The sequence below is a fragment of the Streptomyces sp. NPDC058086 genome, assembly GCF_042885015.1.
Lineage (GTDB): Bacteria > Actinomycetota > Actinomycetes > Streptomycetales > Streptomycetaceae > Streptomyces.
The window spans coordinates 14653-29473 of sequence record NZ_JBHVST010000040.1 but is presented as its reverse complement, the minus strand read 5'-3'; the positions used below and the strand labels follow the sequence as shown (position 1 = coordinate 29473).

Below are 14821 nucleotides of genomic sequence, written 5' to 3'. Positions count from 1 at the left end.
CCTCGGTCTCGAACGCTGGGCGTTACACCTGGATGATGGGCTCCTTTGTGAAGAGGGTGCCCAGGGTGGGGGCGTTCACCTTGCGGTCGGCGAGGCGTAGGGCCTCCCAGACCGTGACCTGGTTGGCGGTGAGGACCGGCTTGGAGAGGTCCTTCTCCAGGGCCGGCAGGTGCGCCGCCGTGTGGAGGGCCGTGTCGGGGACAAGGACGGCGTCCGCGTCGGGGTGGTCGCCGGCCCGGGCGAGGTCGAGGACCTCCGCCTCCCCCCAGGTCCCGACCTCCGCCGCCGTGATGATCCCGGAGGCCCTGCTCGACACGACCTCCACCCCCGCCTCCCGAAGGAACGCGGCGAAAAGGTCCGCCACGTCCTGCGGATAGGTCGCCGCGATCGCGACCCTCCGGGCCCCGATCTCCCGGACGGCGTGCGCGAACGCGAAGGACGTGGAGGAGGCGGGCAGCCCGGCGGCCCGGGCCAGGGCGCGTACCTGCTCGTGGGCGCCCTCCCAGCCGTACACGAAGCTGCCGCTGGTGCACGCCCAGACCACGGCCTCAGCGCCGGACAGCCGCAGCTCCTCGACACCCGCCGAGAGCCGGGCCGCCGAGCCCATCTCGCGCAGCGCGTCGATCCGGTGGGCGTCCTCCCCGATGTCCGTGTGGACCAGCTGCAGGCGGACGTCGCTGCCCAGGAGCTGTTCGATGCGCGGGTAGTCGTCCTCGGCCGAGTGGCCCGGGTAGAGGAATCCGAGTGCGGTCATGCCCAACCTTCCTGTTCTTCCGGCAGTACGGGTCCCCCGCGGGCGGACTGTCCCCCACAGTCTGAAGGACTCGGGAGGTGCCCCCAGATCAGCCGCTGATAGGGACCCACCGCCCGGGTACCCAGGTGACGCAGTGCCGCCCACATCGTCACCTGGTTGGCCGAGATCACCGGTATGCGCAGTTCCGCCTCCAGCTGGGGGATGACGTCGTACGTCGGCAGGTTGGTGCAGCTGATGAAGAGGGCGTCGGCCCCTTCGCCCCGCACCGCGCGTCGGGCCATGTCGACCACATCACGGTACGGAACCTTCCAGATGTGCCTGGTCAGGCCCATGAAGGCGCGCCCGGTGACATGGACGCCCGCCTCGGCGAGGTACTCCTCCAGGGACTGGGTCACCGAGACCGTGTAGGGGGTGACGAGAGCGATGCGATGGGCGGCCAGCTCGGTGAGCGCCTCCAGCAGTGCGCCGGAGGTGGTCAGCGACGCCACCTCCCCCGCCCGGGTCATCGCCTCGCACATCGCCCGCTCGCCCGCGACCCCGCCGACGAAGCTTCCGGAGGTGCACGCGTACGCCACGACCTCGGGCGCGACCGCGTTCAGCGCGCGGACCGCGTCGCCGAGCGTCTCGTGCTCGGAGACCAGGCGGGCCAGGTCCAGGCTCACCTCGACCGGCACGAACGGGGTGCGGGTCAGATGCAGGGAGACGTCGTCGGGGACCCAGCGCCACAGCTCGCGGTCGAGGGCGAAGTCGAAGGGGGCGACGACGCCGATCCCGCGCTGTGGGCGGGGGCCGCCGAGAAAGGAGACGTCCATGGCAGCACCGGCCTCACGAAGGGAGACGAAGGGGCAACGGACCGTGTGTGCGTCCGTGTTGACGAAGGTAGGTTCGGGTGCGAGCGTGGTCAATCCGCGCATCTCAGACGGCTCCGGCCACCCCCACCCGCCCCGCGGGTTCGTCCTCTCAGGAACTCAGGAAGCCTCCGAAACCCTTCGGGACTCTTCGGAACTCTCAGGAAAGCGGACTCGCATTGCGAAACGGTTTCCCTCGCCCGCCCCGCCCCGTATCCGCGTCGGCCCCGGCATCCGGGTCCGGCGCCGGATCCCGCACCACCCTCCTCGTCCTGGACGCCGAGCCGCTCCCGCGCCTCGGCAGACTCACCGGCCGGGTGCGGATCGAGCACGCCGACGAGTCGACGCTGGCCGAGCGGCTGCCGCGCGCGGACGTACTGCTGGTCTGGGACTTCACCTCGCACGCGGTGCGCCGCGCCTGGCCCGGCGAGGGTCCCCGGCCGCGCTGGGTGCACACGGCGAGTGCGGGCGTCGACCACCTCATGTGTCCCGAACTCGCCGCGTCCGACACGGTGGTGACCAACGCGCGCGGGATCTTCGACCGGCCGATCGCCGAGTACGTCGCCGCGCTGGTCCTCGCGATGGCCAAGGACCTGCCGAGGACGTGGGACCTGCAGCGGCAGCGGGAGTGGCGGCACCGGGAGTCGCAGCGGGTGGCGGGCACGCGCGCGTGTGTGGTCGGTTCCGGGCCGATCGGGCGGACGATCGTCAAGACGCTCAAGGCGCTCGAGGTGACGACGGCCCTGGTGGGGCGTACCGCGCGCACCGGGATCCACGGGCCCGAGGAGCTCGACCGGCTGATGGCGCGCGCCGACTGGGTGGTGTCGGCGGCGCCGCTCACGGAGGCCACGTACGGCATGTTCGACGCGCGGCGCTTCGGGATGATGCAGCCCTCGGCGCGCTTCATCAACGTCGGCCGGGGACAGTTGGTCGTCGAGGACGCGCTCGCCGAGGCGCTGTCGAAGCGGTGGATCGCGGGCGCGGCCCTCGATGTGTTCCAGGACGAGCCGCTCGGCCCGGACAGCCCGCTGTGGGGTGTCCCTGGGCTGATCGTGTCGCCGCACATGAGCGGGGACACGGTCGGCTGGCGGGACGAACTCGGGGCGCAGTTCGTGGAGATGTACGAGCGCTGGGAGGCGGGCAGACCGCTGCCGAACGTGGTCGACAAGAAGCGCGGATACGTACCGGGACACTGAGACTTCCTCGACTTCCTCTGGAGGGGCCGATGCCGGAACTCGTCGAGCTGACCGCGGTACAACTCCTCGACGGCTACCGCAAGGGCGAGTTCAGCCCCGTGGACGCCACGCGGGCGGCGTTGCGCAGGGCCGTGGAGATCCAGCGGGCCGTGAACGCGTTCGTACGTCTCGACGCGGACGCGGCCCTCGCGCGGGCGGCGCGGTCCGCGGACCGCTGGCGGCGGGGTGAGCCGGCCGGGCTGCTGGACGGGGTACCGGTCTCCGTCAAGGACATCCTGCTGCTGCGTGGCGGACCGACCCTGCGTGGCTCCAAGACCGTTGATCCACAGGGGAGTTGGGACGAGGACGCGCCGTCCGTCGCCCGGCTGCGCGAGCACGGGGCGGTGTTCCTCGGGAAGACGACGACACCCGAGTTCGGCTGGAAGGGCGTCACGGATTCGCCGCTGTCGGGGGTCACCCGCAATCCGTACGACGTCACGCGCACGGCGGGCGGCTCCAGCGGCGGCAGCGCGGCGGCCGTCGCGCTCGGGGCGGGACCGCTGGCGCTGGGCACGGACGGGGGCGGCAGTGTGCGCATCCCGGCCGCGTTCTGCGGGATCTTCGGTCTGAAGCCGACGTACGGGAGGGTGCCGCTGTACCCCGCGAGCGCGTTCGGGACGCTCTCGCACGTGGGGCCGATGACACGGGACGCGGCCGACGCGGCGCTGATGATGGACGTGATCAGCGGTCCGGACGCCCGTGACTGGTCGGCGCTCGGGCCGGTGGACGGGTCGTTCGTCGAGGCCCTTGAGGGTGGGGTGCGCGGGCTGCGGGTCGCGTACTCGCCGTCCCTCGGCGGACAGGTCGCGGTCCAGCCGGCCGTCGCGGCGGCGGTGCGGCGGGCGGTGGAGCGGCTCGCGGGGCTCGGCGCGTACGTCACCGAGGCCGACCCCGATCTCACCGACCCGGTGGAGGCCTTCCACGTCCTGTGGTTCGGCGGTGCGGCCCGGGTGGCCCAGCGGCTCGGGCCGCGGCAGCGGGAGTCGCTGGACCCGGGGCTGCGGGAGATCTGCGCGCGGGGCGCCCGGTCCAGCGCGCTGGACTACCTGGCGGCGGTGGACGTCCGGATGGAGCTCGGACGGCGGATGGGGCGCTTCCACGAGTCGTACGACGTGCTGGTAACGCCGACCCTGCCGCTGACGGCGTTCGCGGCGGGGGTGGAGGTGCCGCCGGGCTCCGGCCACCGCCGCTGGACGGGGTGGACCCCGTTCACGTACCCCTTCAACATGACCCAGCAGCCCGCCGCGAGCGTCCCGGTCGGCACGGACGGCGACGGCCTCCCGGTAGGCCTGCAGATCGTCGCCGCCCGCCACCGCGACGACCTCGTCCTGCGCACGGCACACGCCCTGTACGAGACGGGCACCGCGGGGGTGGCTCCGCCGACGGGGTTCCAGGGACGCCCCTGAGCCCCACGCCCCACCACGCCCTACGCCCTGCGGAAGCTGAGCGTCTCGCCCTGGGCGCCCGAGCGCCAGAGGTCGTTGCAGCCCTCGGCCATCGCCTCCAGGCCCTCGGTCACCTGGCCCCAGACGATGCCCGGGACCCAGCCCACGTCCCCGTTGAGCAGCAGGTTGTTGCGTTCGTAGAAGAGGGCGAGGTCGACGACCGTGGTGCCGGGGCGTACGTCGGTGTCGTAGCCGTAGGCCTTGGTGCCCAGTTCCGTGCCCGCGAAGGCGAAATAACAGAGGTCTCCGGGAATGGGGGTAACTGTCGGATTTTCCAGTGGTGGCTCCGATTTCGCGAAAGGCGGGAAAAGGGCGTAGACCTCATTGCGTGCGTACTTCGCGTGGTAGACGTCGCCGCCCAGGGGAAGCGCGTCCCACACCGCCGCGCAGGTGATCGGCGCCCGGTCGTCCAGCAGTTTCGCCGTGCAGTGGATTCCTCGCTTGACCAGCGAGACCTCGATGAATCGATCAGCCATGCATTCCATGGTCTCCCCGCAGTCAAGGGTGCCTCGACGTCACTCACCGTCGTACGGGGCCGAAATCGATCCGAATACTTCGCATGCTCTCGGGTAGCCGCGCGGCCATGGCTCCACCACTCAGGAATGACGGGAATGACGGGACCGACACGGAGAAGCGAAGTCCGAGTCGGCGGTCGCTGCTCGCGGGTGTCTCCGCGCTCGGTGCCGTCGGCGCGCTGGGCGCCGCCGGCTGCACCCGGGTCGCCACCGCGTCCGACAACGGCGGTGATCTCCTCGGCCGGCTCAAGGCGCAGGGCGTCGTACGGCTGGGCATAGCCGGTGAGATCCCGTTCGGCTACATCGACAGGAACGGTGAACTGACCGGCGAGGCACCCGAACTCGCCAAGGTGATCTTCAAGCGGCTGGGCGTCGACCGGGTGCAGCCCGTGCCGACCGAGTTCGGCTCGCTCATTCCCGGGCTCAACTCACAGCAGTTCGACGTCGTGTCCGCGGGGATGTACATCAACCCGGAACGCTGTCAGCAGGTCGTCTTCGCCGACCCGGACTACCAGATGCTGGACGCCTTCATCGTGCGCAAGGGCAATCCGAAGGGCCTGCACGACTACAAGGACGTCGTGGCGAAGAAGGCCAGATTCGCGACCGGCACCGGGTACGCCGAGATCCAGTACGCCGTCGAGGCCGGGTACAAGGAGAGCGACATCCTGATCGTGCCGGATCAGGTCGCCGGGCTGAACGCGGTCGAGGCAGGCCGTGTCGACGTCTTCGCCGGGACCGCGCTGACCACGCGCGAGGTGGCCAGGAAGTCCCGCAAGGCCGAGAGCACGAAGCCGTTCACGCCCCTGGTGAAAGGCAAACCGCACGTCGACGGCGGCGGCTTCGCGTTCCGTTCCGCCGAGACGCGGCTGCGCGACGCCTTCAACGTGGAACTGAAGAAGCTGAAGGCCGGCGGGGAGTTGTTCCGCATTTTGCGGCCCTTCGGGTTCACCCGGGCCGAGATGACCGACATGACCGCGAAGGAGCTCTGCCGCGGATGACCTCGGGACTCTGGGAACTCGTACTCAAAGGTGTCTGGGTCACCGTCCAGTTGCTGTTCCTCAGCTCGCTGGTGGCCGGTGCCGTCTCGTTCGCCGTCGGTGTCGCGCGCACCTCGCGGCGGTGGATCGTCCGCTTCCTCGCGGGCGTCTACACCGAGGTGTTCCGCGGCACCTCCGCCCTGATCATGATCTTCTGGGTGTACTTCGTGCTGCCGCTCGCCTTCGGCTGGCAGCTCGTCCCGATGTGGGCGGGCACGCTGGCGCTGGGGCTGACCTACGGGGCGTACGGCAGTGAGATCGTGCGCGGCGCCCTGAACGCCGTCGACCCCGCCCAGCGCGAGGGCGGCATCGCGCTCAGCTTCACGCCCTGGCAGCGGATGCGGCTGATCCTGCTGCCGCAGGCGGTACCCGAGATGATCCCCTCCTTCTGCAATCTGCTGGTCGAACTGCTCAAGGGCACGGCCCTGGTGTCGATCATGGGCATGGGCGATCTGACGTTCAGCGGCAACCTCGTGCGGCTCGCGCTCCAGGAGAGCGCAGAGATCTACGCGTACGTCCTGCTGATCTACTTCGCGATCGCCTTCGTGATCACCCGGCTGATGCGGGCGCTGGAGCGGCGGCTGAAGGCCGGGATCGGCAAGGCGCCCCAGCCCGCCACAAGAACCTTGCGGCGCGCGGAAGCCACGGGCGTCGGTGCGACGGGAGGTGCCGCATGAACTGGGACTGGGGCGCGGTGCGCGACTTCATGCCGCACTTCTGGGACGGACTGCTGGTCACCCTGCAGGCACTGGCCCTCGGCTCGGTGATCTCCTTCGCCCTGGGTCTGGTGTGGGCGCTGCTGATGCGCACACCCACCCGCTGGGTGCGCTGGCCGGTCGGGGTCGTCACGGAGTTCATCCGCAACACCCCGCTGCTGGTGCAGTTGTTCTTCCTCTTCTACGTGCTGCCCGAGTGGAACATCACGTTCTCCGCGCTGACCACCGGTGTCGTCGCGATCGGGCTGCACTACTCGACGTACACGATGCAGGTCTACCGGGCCGGTATCGAGGGCGTGCCGGCCGGCCAGTGGGAAGCGGCCACCGCGCTCAATCTGCCGCTGCGGCGCACCTGGACCGCGGTGATCCTGCCGCAGGCGATCCGCCGGGTGGTGCCCGCACTCGGCAACTACGTCATCTCGATGCTCAAGGACACCCCGATGCTGATGGCGATCACCGTGCTGGAGATGCTCGGTGAGGCGCGGCTGTACTCGCAGGAGCACTTCCAGTTCACCGAGCCGCTCACGGTCATCGGCGTGGCCTTCATCCTCATTTCCTGTCCGGCTTCACTCCTTCTGCGAGCCCTGGAGCGACGTCTTGTCCGCTGACACCCCCCTCGACACCTCTACGAACCCTGCGGAGAAAGCCGACAACACGGCCAATCCGCCGGTGGACGGCGGCGAGCTGATCCGTTTCGACAAGGTCACCAAGCGCTTCGGGGACAACACCGTCCTCGACGGCCTCGACTTCCGCGTCGACTCCGGCAAGCACGTCACCCTGATCGGCCCGTCCGGCTCCGGCAAGACGACGATCCTGCGGCTGCTGATGACCCTGGCCAAGCCCGACGAGGGCACGATCACGGTCGCCGGTGAGCGGCTCCACCCGGCCCCCGAGAAGCAGATCCGGGAGGTCCGCAAGAAGATCGGGATGGTTTTCCAGCAGTTCAACCTCTTCCCGAACATGAAGGTGCTCCGCAACATCACCGAGGCACCGGTCACCGTCCTCGGGCTGTCCAGGGACGAGGCCGAGGCGCGGGCCCGGGAGCTGCTGGAGATGGTGGGTCTCGCGGACAAGTGCGACTCCTACCCGAGTCAGTTGTCCGGCGGACAGCAGCAGCGGGTGGCGATCGCACGGGCGCTGGCGATGCGGCCCCAGGTGCTGCTTCTGGACGAGGTGACGTCCGCGCTCGACCCCGAGCTGGTCACGGGCGTCCTCGACGTCCTCCGTGACATCGCCCGCACCACCGACATCACCATGCTCTGTGTGACCCACGAGATGAATTTCGCCCGCGACATCTCGGACCAGGTGCTGATGTTCGATTCCGGCCATGTCATCGAGTCCGGTTCGCCCGACCGGATCTTCACCGATCCGGAGCACGAAAGGACCCGGGAATTCCTCAGCGCGATCCTTTGACTACAAGCAGTGAACGCGACAAGGTGCGAGGTCCGGACCGCGTGGCATGCCCACTGGGCCATGACCTCGGCATATGCCAGAGTGTCGCACTCCTGTTGAGCGAACCGGAGCGCGCCGACTTTCTCGCCAACAGCCCCTCCCCACCGAGCGTTTGACAGTTATCGTGGAGGAGCTCAGCTGTCCGGACCGATGGCCCAAAAAGCGCAGGGGGAAACCGTGGCGCTGATGAACGAGCCGACCGCGCCGTACCACTCGGCCCAGGACGCCCTGCGCGTCCTGGAGACGGTGGCCCGGCACTCCGGCGGCGTCACCGACGTCGAGCTGGCCCGCCAGACGGGCCTCGGCACGGAGCGCCTGACCGTACTGCTGCGGATGCTGCGCCGGGAGGGGTACGTCGAGCAGGTCATCGACGGCGCGTACGTCGCCGGTGCCGCCCTCGGTCGGCTGGGCTCCGCCCGCGGTCGCGACCAGGCGCTGCGCGAGAAGCTCCAGCAGACCATCGACCGGCTGCGCGACTCGGTCGGCGCCGCGATCTACATCAGCCGCTACATCGACGGTGAGGTGCACGTCACCCAGTGCGCCGAGGGTCCCGCGACCCCCGCGGTCAACGAATGGGTGGACTTCCGTTCCTCGGCCCACGCCAGCGCGGTCGGCAAGAGCCTCCTCGGCCAGCTCGACCTGAACGCCCGGCGCGACCATCTCTCCCGCCACAAGATGGCCCGCCTCACCTCGCGGACCATCACCAACGAGCGGCTGCTGCTGTCCCGGCTCGACGCCCAGCCGGCCACGGTGCCGGTGCTCGACCTCCAGGAGTACGCGATCGGCACGGTCTGCGCGGCCGTCCCCATCACCGCGGGCTCCTCGGTCGGCTGTCTCGCCCTCTCCCTCCCGATCGAACACGCCCACCGCCTGCGCCGCGCCGCCGACACCCTCAACCGCGGAGCCACCCCCGTCCTGCTCTCCCTGGCCATCTAGGACCTGCTCTTTTGGATCAGGCCCTGGGTGGTCGAAAGCACCCGTCCGGACCAGGTAGTATTTCTTTTGTCGCCGACCGCGAGAGCGGGAGGCGGGAGTCATGCGCCGCTAGCTCAGTTGGTTAGAGCAGCTGACTCTTAATCAGCGGGTCCGGGGTTCGAGTCCCTGGCGGCGCACATGAGAAGGCCCTCCACGGTTGTGGGGGGCCTTCAAACATGTCCCAGCGCCTCGGCGAGGGCGCGGGCCGTCGGGGTCGTGTAGAGCAGCCGCATGGGGAGCGCGGGCAGCCCGCGTTCCCGCAGGGCGGTGCCGACACGGATCGCGTAGAGCGAGTTCCCGCCGAGCTCGAAGAAGTTGTCGTCCGGGCCGACGGGGACACCGAGGATCTCCTCCCAGACTCCGGCGAGGGCCGTCACCAGGTCTCCGGTGGGGGGCGTCACCACGTCTCCGGTGGGCGCGGGCACCGGTACGGGCCTCGTGGGTGCCGTCGCCGCCAGCCGGTCGCGGTCCAGCTTGCCGTTCGGGGTGAGCGGCAGCGCGGGTACGCAGGTGACGGTCGTCGGCAGCATGTGGTCGGGCAGCAGCCGGGCGGCCCGACGGCGTACGTCGCCGGTGTCCCCGTCGGCCACGACATACGCGTCGATCCGCACCCCCGCCGCGTCCTCGAAGGCATCCCCGCTCAGCACCACCGCCGCCGCCGTGACCACCGGGTCCTCCAGCAGCACCGCCCGGATCTCGTCGGGCTCGATCCGGTATCCGCGTACCTTCACCTGGCTGTCGATCCGCCCCAGGTACTCCAGTGAACCGTCGGCGCGCAGCCGCCCCAGGTCACCGCTGCGATACCACCGGCCAGGTCCGTACGGATCGTTCACGAACCGCTCGGCCGTCAGCTCGGGCCGCCCCAGGTAACCGAGGGCGAGTCCGGCCCCGCCCACCCAGATCTCCCCCGCCGCGCCCGTCGGCAGCGGGTGCCCCCGCTCGTCGCGCACCGACACCGACCAGCCGGGCAGCGGGCGGCCCACCGAGCGGGAGGCCGCCAGAGCCTCGCGCCGGGTGACGGTCGCCGCGGTGACGTGGACGGTGGTCTCCGTGATCCCGTACATGTTGACCAGGCGGCAGCGGTCCTCCGGGTAGTGGTCGAACCAGCCGAGCAGCGGCCGGGTGTCCAGCGCCTCCCCGCCCAGCACCACCAGCCGCACCGACAGCCGTTCCTTCGCGCTCCGGTCCACCGCCCGCAACTGCCCGAAGGCCGACGGCGTCTGGCTGAGGACGGTCACCGACTCCCGTACGAGCAGCGCGTGGAAGTCCTCCGGCGAGCGTGCCACCCAGTGGTCCACGACCACCAGCCGGGCGCCGTTCAGCAGGGCGCCCCAGATCTCCCACACCGAGAAGTCGAAGGCGCCGGAGTGGAAGAACGTCCAGGTGTCGTCGGCGGTGAGGGCGAAGTCCTCGCGGGTGGCGTCGAGGAGGGCGAGGACATTGGCGTGGGGGACGACGACGCCCTTGGGGCGACCGGTCGAACCGGAGGTGTGGATGACGTAGGCGGGATCCCGCGGGGAGCCCTGCGGCAGCCGGTCGGTCCGCGCGGCGCCCAGGTAGGGCGCGGTGTCCCGGACCACCAGCCGTACGCCCGCGTCGCGCGCCGTGCGGTCGAGGCGCTCCTCGGGGTGCGCCGGGTCCATCGGTACGTACGCCGCGCCCGCCTTCAGCACCGCGAGCATCGTCGCCACCAGGTCGGCGCCCCGCTCCAGCCGGATGCCGACCCGGTCACCGGGGCGTACCCCGGCGGCGCGCAGTCCGGCGGCGAGGCGCTCGGCACGCTCGCGCAGTGCCCCGTACGTCGTCGTGGTGCCGTCGTGGGTGAGGGCGGGGGCGTCGGGGTGGCGGTCGGCGCGGGCGTCGAAGGCGGTGTCGATACGGGTGGGAACAGCGGGCCCGAGTATGCCGGCGGGCGGCGGGAGCAGGCGCTCCGCCTCTTCGCGGGGGATCAGTTCGATCTCCGCGAGGGGGCGGTGGCCCAGCTGACCGTGCACGTGGGTGAGGTGGCGGACGAAGGCCCGGGCGGAGGCTTCGTCGATGTGCCGGAGCTGGTGGTGCAGATCGACGGTGGTCCCGCGCGGGACGAGGGTGAGGGGGAAGGGGGCCGACTGGAACGGGAGTCGGTGACTGAAGGCGGGGTCCACCGGGCCCACCTCGTCGAGGACCGTGGCGTACGCAGGTAGTCCTTCCCCCGGGTCGCGGTGCTCGTAGCGTGCGAGGACCAGGGCCGCGGCAGGGGCCCCGGCCGGTACCGGGACGGTGACCACGCCCGTCCGGTCACCGGCCCCCTCCTCGCCCGTCGCCCAGTCGATACTGGGCCTGTGTGGGCCTTTCGGGGGCTCGTCGCAGCCGAGGGGAGCGGTCACTTCGGTGGCCGGGCGGTGACCGAGCAGGACATACGCGATGTCCTGGAGCGCGGCCGGGGCCAGCACCGCGTGGTCGGCCACCAGCACAAGGTGGGCGCCCCCGTCCTCGTATCCCGTGCCCCCGTCCTCGTACCGCAGCAGGACCGCGCGGAACGCCGGGCCCGATGGGTCCAGCGGCCGGTGGAGTTCGGTGCGCAGCCGGTGTGCGGCGAACCGCGCGGGCACCGTGTCGCTCCACAACACCGGCCACCGCTCGGGCAGTTCGGGCCACCAGCCGCGTACGGCCGCGTCGAGGAGGGGCCCGGGATCGACGGCGGCGGGAAGGCGCGCGGCGAGGGCGTGACACGTCACGTTCGGTCTCCAACCGTGGGGCTAGGTCGACAGGGCCTAGGTCCTGTCGTCACATTCCCGTCGTCCGCCCGGAGGGCGGGCCCTGCGGCGTCAGGTGCGTACTGTCGGCGTGCCGGGCACAGGCCCTCGTACTGGATGTACTTGGGTCTGTGCCCGGTGCGGCGAGAGTACGTGCATGGCGTCGCGGGGCAGACGGGAATTTGACGACAGGGCCTAGCGGGCCGAGAAGCCTCCGTCGACCGTGAGGACGGTGCCGGTCACCTGGCGGGACTCGTCGGAGGCGAGCCAGAGGGCGGCGGTGGCGACGTCGTCCGGTTCGACGAGGGCGTTCATGGGCTGGGCCTGGACGAAGGTCTGCTCGTGCTCGGCGACCGGCACGTCCAGGGCGCGGGCGATCTCGGCGAGCATCCGGCCCTCCACACGGGGGTCGTCGCGGACCGAGCCGGGGCAGATGGCGTTGACGCGCACCCGGCGGGGCGCGTAGTCGAGGGCGACCGCCTTGGTCAGGCCGATCAGGCCGTGCTTGGCGGCGACGTACCCGGCGAAGTGGCGGTAGCCGACCAGCCCGGCCGTGGAGGCGATGTTGATGATCGAGCCGGCGCCCCGCGCGGTCATCAGGGCGCCCGCCGCGCGGATCGTGCGCCAGGCCCCGGAGAGGTCCACGTCCAGCATCAGCTGCCACTCGTGCTCCTCGATCTCGTGGGCGGCCCGGCCGGAGGGGGCGGCGATCCCGGCGTTGTTGACGAGGACGTCGAGCCGTCCGAAGCGGGCCGTCGTCTCCTTCACCGCCGTCTCCACCGCGGCCAGGTCCCGTACGTCGACCCGGGCCGTACGGACGGCGGCGCCCGTCTCCCGGCAGAGCTCCGCCGTGTGCGCCAACTGGCTCTCGGAGCCCAGCGGATACGGCACACCCGGGAGGTCCGCCGCGATGTCCACGAGCATCAGATCGGCGCCCTCGCGGGCGAACGCGACGGCGGTCGCCCGGCCGATGCCGCGGGCCGCGCCGGTGACGAGGGCGACCTTGCCCGAGAGCCTGGGACCGCCCGAGCTCACAGGGTTCACCGCGCTCACCGGGCGCGTCCGGCGCGGAGTTCGGCCCCGATCAGGCGCAGGAGGGCGCCCGGGTTCTCCGTCAGGTACATGTGGCCGCCGTCCAGCTCCGCCGTGGTGAGCTTTCCGGTGGTGGCGCGGGACCATTCGGCGGCCTCGGCCGCGCTCACCAGCTCGTCGTCGCGGCCGCGCAGGGCGAGGACCGGGGCGGCGAGCGGGCGGTCGGAGGCGGGCCGGTACGTCTCGTGCATCCGTACGTCGGCCCGCAGCAGCGGGAGCAGCAGCTCGCGCATCTCCGGGTGCTCCAGGGCCGGGTGCGCGTACCCCGCGAAGGTGCGCACCCGAGCCAGGAACTCCGCGTCGGGCAGACCGCTCGCCCGGTCCGCGCGGCCGCTCCACGGGCCCGGCGCGCCGCTGACGACGAGGGCGTCGAGGCGGACGCCGGGCTCGGCCTCCAGCCGGTGTGCCAGCTCGAAGCCGAGCACCGCGCCGAGGCTGTGCCCGAACACCGCCACCCGCGCGCCCTCCGGGAGCTGCCGGGTCACCTGGGTGTGCGCCTCGGCGGCCGCCCGTAGCGCGTCCGTGTGGGGCTCCTCCACGAACCGCTCCTCGCGGCCGGGGAGTTGCACCGGCAGGACGCGCAGGTCCGCGGGCGCCCGGTCCTGCCACGGCTTGAAGAAGGACGCGCCCGCCCCGGCGAAGGGCAGACAGACGAGGTGGGTCTCTTCCACTGCTGACATCGCTCCCGAGTCTCGGTTCCGGATACAAAGGGGCCCGGGCTCAGCCCGTGGTGACGAACTCGGTGAGGACCCGGGCCAGCAGACCGGGGTCCTGCGCCCCGCACAGCTCCCGCGCGGAGTGCATCGACAGCCCCGGTACGCCCACGTCGACGGTGGCGACTCCCAGCCGGGCCGCGGTGATCGGGCCGATCGAGGTGCCGCACGGCATGGCGTTGTGGGAGACGAACGGCTGCCAGGGCACCTCGGCGCGCTCGCAGGCCGCGGCGAAGGCGGCGACTCCGGTGCCGTCGGTGGCGTACCGCTGGTTGACGTTGACCTTGACGACGGGGCCGCCGTTGGGGAGGGGGTGGTGGTCCGGGTCGTGGCGTTCGGCGTAGTTGGGGTGCACGGCGTGCGACATGTCGGCGGAGACGCAGAAGGCGCCGGCCAGGGCCCGGTTGAAGTCCTCGGCGCTGCCGCCGCGCGCGGCGACGGACCGGCCGAGCACCCGCTCCAGCAGGGGGCCCTGGGCTCCCGACTGGGAGCCGCTGCCGACCTCCTCGTGGTCGAAGGCGGCGAGCACCGGGATGTGGGCGGGCGGCCGGGCGGCGGTGGCGGCGGCGACCAGTGCGGTGACGCCCGCGTGCACGGAGATCTGGTTGTCCAGACGCGGTGAGACGAGGAACTCCTCGTCGGCGCCGAGGTAGCCGGGCGGCTGGATGTCGTGCAGCATCAGGTCCCAGCCGAGGACCTCGGCGACGTCGGTGTCCGCCTCGGCGGCGACCCGGGCGAGCAGGGCGCCGGGCCGGGCGGGGCCGAGCCCCCACAGCGGGGTCATGTGCAGCTGTGGGTCGAGAGCGACGCCTTCGTTGACGGCGCGGTCGAGGTGGATGGCGAGCTGGGGCACGCGCAGCAGCGGCCGGTCGACGCAGACGAGGCGGCTGGCTCCGTCGCGCAGTGTCAGCCGGCCCGAGATGCCGAGGTCGCGGTCGAGCCAGGTGTTGTGGGGGACACCGCCGTAGATCTCCACGGCGATCTGCCGCCAGCCCGCGGAGCCGGTGTCGGGCTCGGGCTTGATCCGCAGGTTCGGGGAGTCGGTGTGGGCGCCGACGATCCGGAACGGGGTGCGGGCCGGGGCGCCCGCGGGTACGTACCAGGCGAGCAGTGCTCCGGCGCGGACGACGTACCGGCCGCCCTCGGCACCGGCCGTCCAGTCGTCGGTCTCGCGCAGCTCCTGGAAGCCCGCCTTCTCCAGGCGTTGGGCCGCGTTCGCGACCACGTGGTAGGGCGAGGGGCTGGAGCGGATGAAGGAGAGCAGATCGTCGCTGTGACTGCGGTCATGTGTGGGGGACATGGGC

Annotated in this window: 14 protein-coding genes and 1 tRNA gene; 8 read left to right on the top strand and 7 right to left on the bottom strand. The window is 71.5% G+C overall.

All coding sequences use genetic code 11. The features are described from left to right. Nucleotides 1-22: 22 nt before the first annotated feature. Entirely contained in the window at nucleotides 23-754 is a 732-nt protein-coding gene (locus tag ACFVWD_RS28200; RefSeq protein ID WP_389600044.1) for a decarboxylase, read from the bottom strand. Further along, nucleotides 751-1566, bottom strand: coding sequence for a decarboxylase (locus tag ACFVWD_RS28195; RefSeq protein ID WP_389600124.1), 816 nt, complete (start codon nucleotides 1564-1566; stop codon nucleotides 751-753). The genes ACFVWD_RS28200 and ACFVWD_RS28195 overlap by 4 nt, the downstream gene beginning before the upstream one ends. 308 nt (nucleotides 1567-1874) lie before the next feature. On the opposite strand from ACFVWD_RS28195, the gene ACFVWD_RS28190 reads away from it, so the two are divergent. Both ACFVWD_RS28190 and ACFVWD_RS28185 read left to right on the top strand, forming a co-directional pair. Next, entirely contained in the window at nucleotides 1875-2798 is a 924-nt protein-coding gene (locus ACFVWD_RS28190) for a D-2-hydroxyacid dehydrogenase (RefSeq protein ID WP_217566777.1), read from the top strand. A gap of 29 nt (nucleotides 2799-2827) precedes the next feature. After that, nucleotides 2828-4243, top strand: coding sequence for an amidase (locus tag ACFVWD_RS28185; RefSeq protein WP_389600042.1), 1416 nt, complete (start codon nucleotides 2828-2830; stop codon nucleotides 4241-4243). Nucleotides 4244-4263: 20 nt separating this feature from the next. On the opposite strand, the gene ACFVWD_RS28180 is transcribed toward ACFVWD_RS28185, so the two are convergent. Further along, nucleotides 4264-4758: a DUF3830 family protein gene (locus ACFVWD_RS28180; RefSeq protein WP_389600041.1), complete on the bottom strand. Its 495-nt coding sequence runs from the start codon at nucleotides 4756-4758 to the stop codon at nucleotides 4264-4266. Nucleotides 4759-4865: 107 nt separating this feature from the next. Between ACFVWD_RS28180 and ehuB the strand changes: the two genes are divergently transcribed. From ehuB to ACFVWD_RS28150, 6 genes are all read left to right on the top strand, one after another. Continuing rightward, a complete protein-coding gene (ehuB, locus tag ACFVWD_RS28175) occupies nucleotides 4866-5795 on the top strand; it encodes an ectoine/hydroxyectoine ABC transporter substrate-binding protein EhuB (protein WP_389600039.1) in 930 nt (309 codons plus the stop codon). After that, nucleotides 5792-6511 carry an ectoine/hydroxyectoine ABC transporter permease subunit EhuC gene (ehuC, locus tag ACFVWD_RS28170; protein ID WP_389600037.1) on the top strand — a complete coding sequence of 240 codons (720 nt, stop codon included), beginning with the start codon at nucleotides 5792-5794 and terminating at the stop codon, nucleotides 6509-6511. Before ehuB ends, ehuC begins: the two co-directional genes overlap by 4 nt. Next, on the top strand, nucleotides 6508-7158 hold the full coding sequence (gene ehuD / locus ACFVWD_RS28165; protein WP_389600035.1) for an ectoine/hydroxyectoine ABC transporter permease subunit EhuD: 651 nt from the start codon (nucleotides 6508-6510) through the stop codon (nucleotides 7156-7158). Before ehuC ends, ehuD begins: the two co-directional genes overlap by 4 nt. Beyond that, nucleotides 7148-7963: an ectoine/hydroxyectoine ABC transporter ATP-binding protein EhuA gene (gene ehuA, locus ACFVWD_RS28160; protein WP_389600033.1), complete on the top strand. Its 816-nt coding sequence runs from the start codon at nucleotides 7148-7150 to the stop codon at nucleotides 7961-7963. The genes ehuD and ehuA overlap by 11 nt, the downstream gene beginning before the upstream one ends. Nucleotides 7964-8179: 216 nt before the next feature. After that, nucleotides 8180-8938: an IclR family transcriptional regulator gene (locus ACFVWD_RS28155; RefSeq protein ID WP_389600032.1), complete on the top strand. Its 759-nt coding sequence runs from the start codon at nucleotides 8180-8182 to the stop codon at nucleotides 8936-8938. Between the two features lie 102 nt (nucleotides 8939-9040). Further along, nucleotides 9041-9114, top strand: a tRNA-Lys gene (locus ACFVWD_RS28150). A gap of 33 nt (nucleotides 9115-9147) precedes the next feature. Here ACFVWD_RS28150 and ACFVWD_RS28145 read toward each other — a convergent pair. From ACFVWD_RS28145 to ACFVWD_RS28130, 4 genes are all read right to left on the bottom strand, one after another. After that, nucleotides 9148-11694: an amino acid adenylation domain-containing protein gene (locus tag ACFVWD_RS28145; protein ID WP_389600031.1), complete on the bottom strand. Its 2547-nt coding sequence runs from the start codon at nucleotides 11692-11694 to the stop codon at nucleotides 9148-9150. 213 nt (nucleotides 11695-11907) lie between these two features. After that, nucleotides 11908-12756 (bottom strand): mycofactocin-coupled SDR family oxidoreductase, encoded by an 849-nt coding sequence (locus ACFVWD_RS28140; protein ID WP_389600030.1) that lies wholly within the window; start codon nucleotides 12754-12756, stop codon nucleotides 11908-11910. 5 nt (nucleotides 12757-12761) lie between these two features. Further along, complete coding sequence (locus ACFVWD_RS28135; RefSeq protein ID WP_389600028.1) at nucleotides 12762-13484, bottom strand: thioesterase II family protein; 723 nt, start codon at nucleotides 13482-13484, stop codon at nucleotides 12762-12764. A 40-nt stretch (nucleotides 13485-13524) separates the two neighbouring features. Next, entirely contained in the window at nucleotides 13525-14817 is a 1293-nt protein-coding gene (locus ACFVWD_RS28130) for a M18 family aminopeptidase (RefSeq protein ID WP_389600026.1), read from the bottom strand. Between the last annotated feature and the right edge of the window lie 4 nt (nucleotides 14818-14821).

What these genes read in the sequence shown, in the direction of transcription:
- ACFVWD_RS28130 (WP_389600026.1), bottom strand. Translation starts at nt 14,817, where the DNA reads ATGTCCCCCACACATGACCGCAGTCACAGCGACGATCTGCTCTCCTTC.
- ACFVWD_RS28195 (WP_389600124.1), bottom strand. Translation starts at nt 1,566, where the DNA reads ATGGACGTCTCCTTTCTCGGCGGCCCCCGCCCACAGCGCGGGATCGGC.
- ACFVWD_RS28135 (WP_389600028.1), bottom strand. Translation starts at nt 13,484, where the DNA reads ATGTCAGCAGTGGAAGAGACCCACCTCGTCTGTCTGCCCTTCGCCGGG.
- ehuC (WP_389600037.1), top strand. Translation starts at nt 5,792, where the DNA reads ATGACCTCGGGACTCTGGGAACTCGTACTCAAAGGTGTCTGGGTCACC.
- ACFVWD_RS28185 (WP_389600042.1), top strand. Translation starts at nt 2,828, where the DNA reads ATGCCGGAACTCGTCGAGCTGACCGCGGTACAACTCCTCGACGGCTAC.
- ehuB (WP_389600039.1), top strand. Translation starts at nt 4,866, where the DNA reads ATGGCTCCACCACTCAGGAATGACGGGAATGACGGGACCGACACGGAG.
- ACFVWD_RS28200 (WP_389600044.1), bottom strand. Translation starts at nt 754, where the DNA reads ATGACCGCACTCGGATTCCTCTACCCGGGCCACTCGGCCGAGGACGAC.
- ACFVWD_RS28180 (WP_389600041.1), bottom strand. Translation starts at nt 4,758, where the DNA reads ATGGCTGATCGATTCATCGAGGTCTCGCTGGTCAAGCGAGGAATCCAC.
- ehuD (WP_389600035.1), top strand. Translation starts at nt 6,508, where the DNA reads ATGAACTGGGACTGGGGCGCGGTGCGCGACTTCATGCCGCACTTCTGG.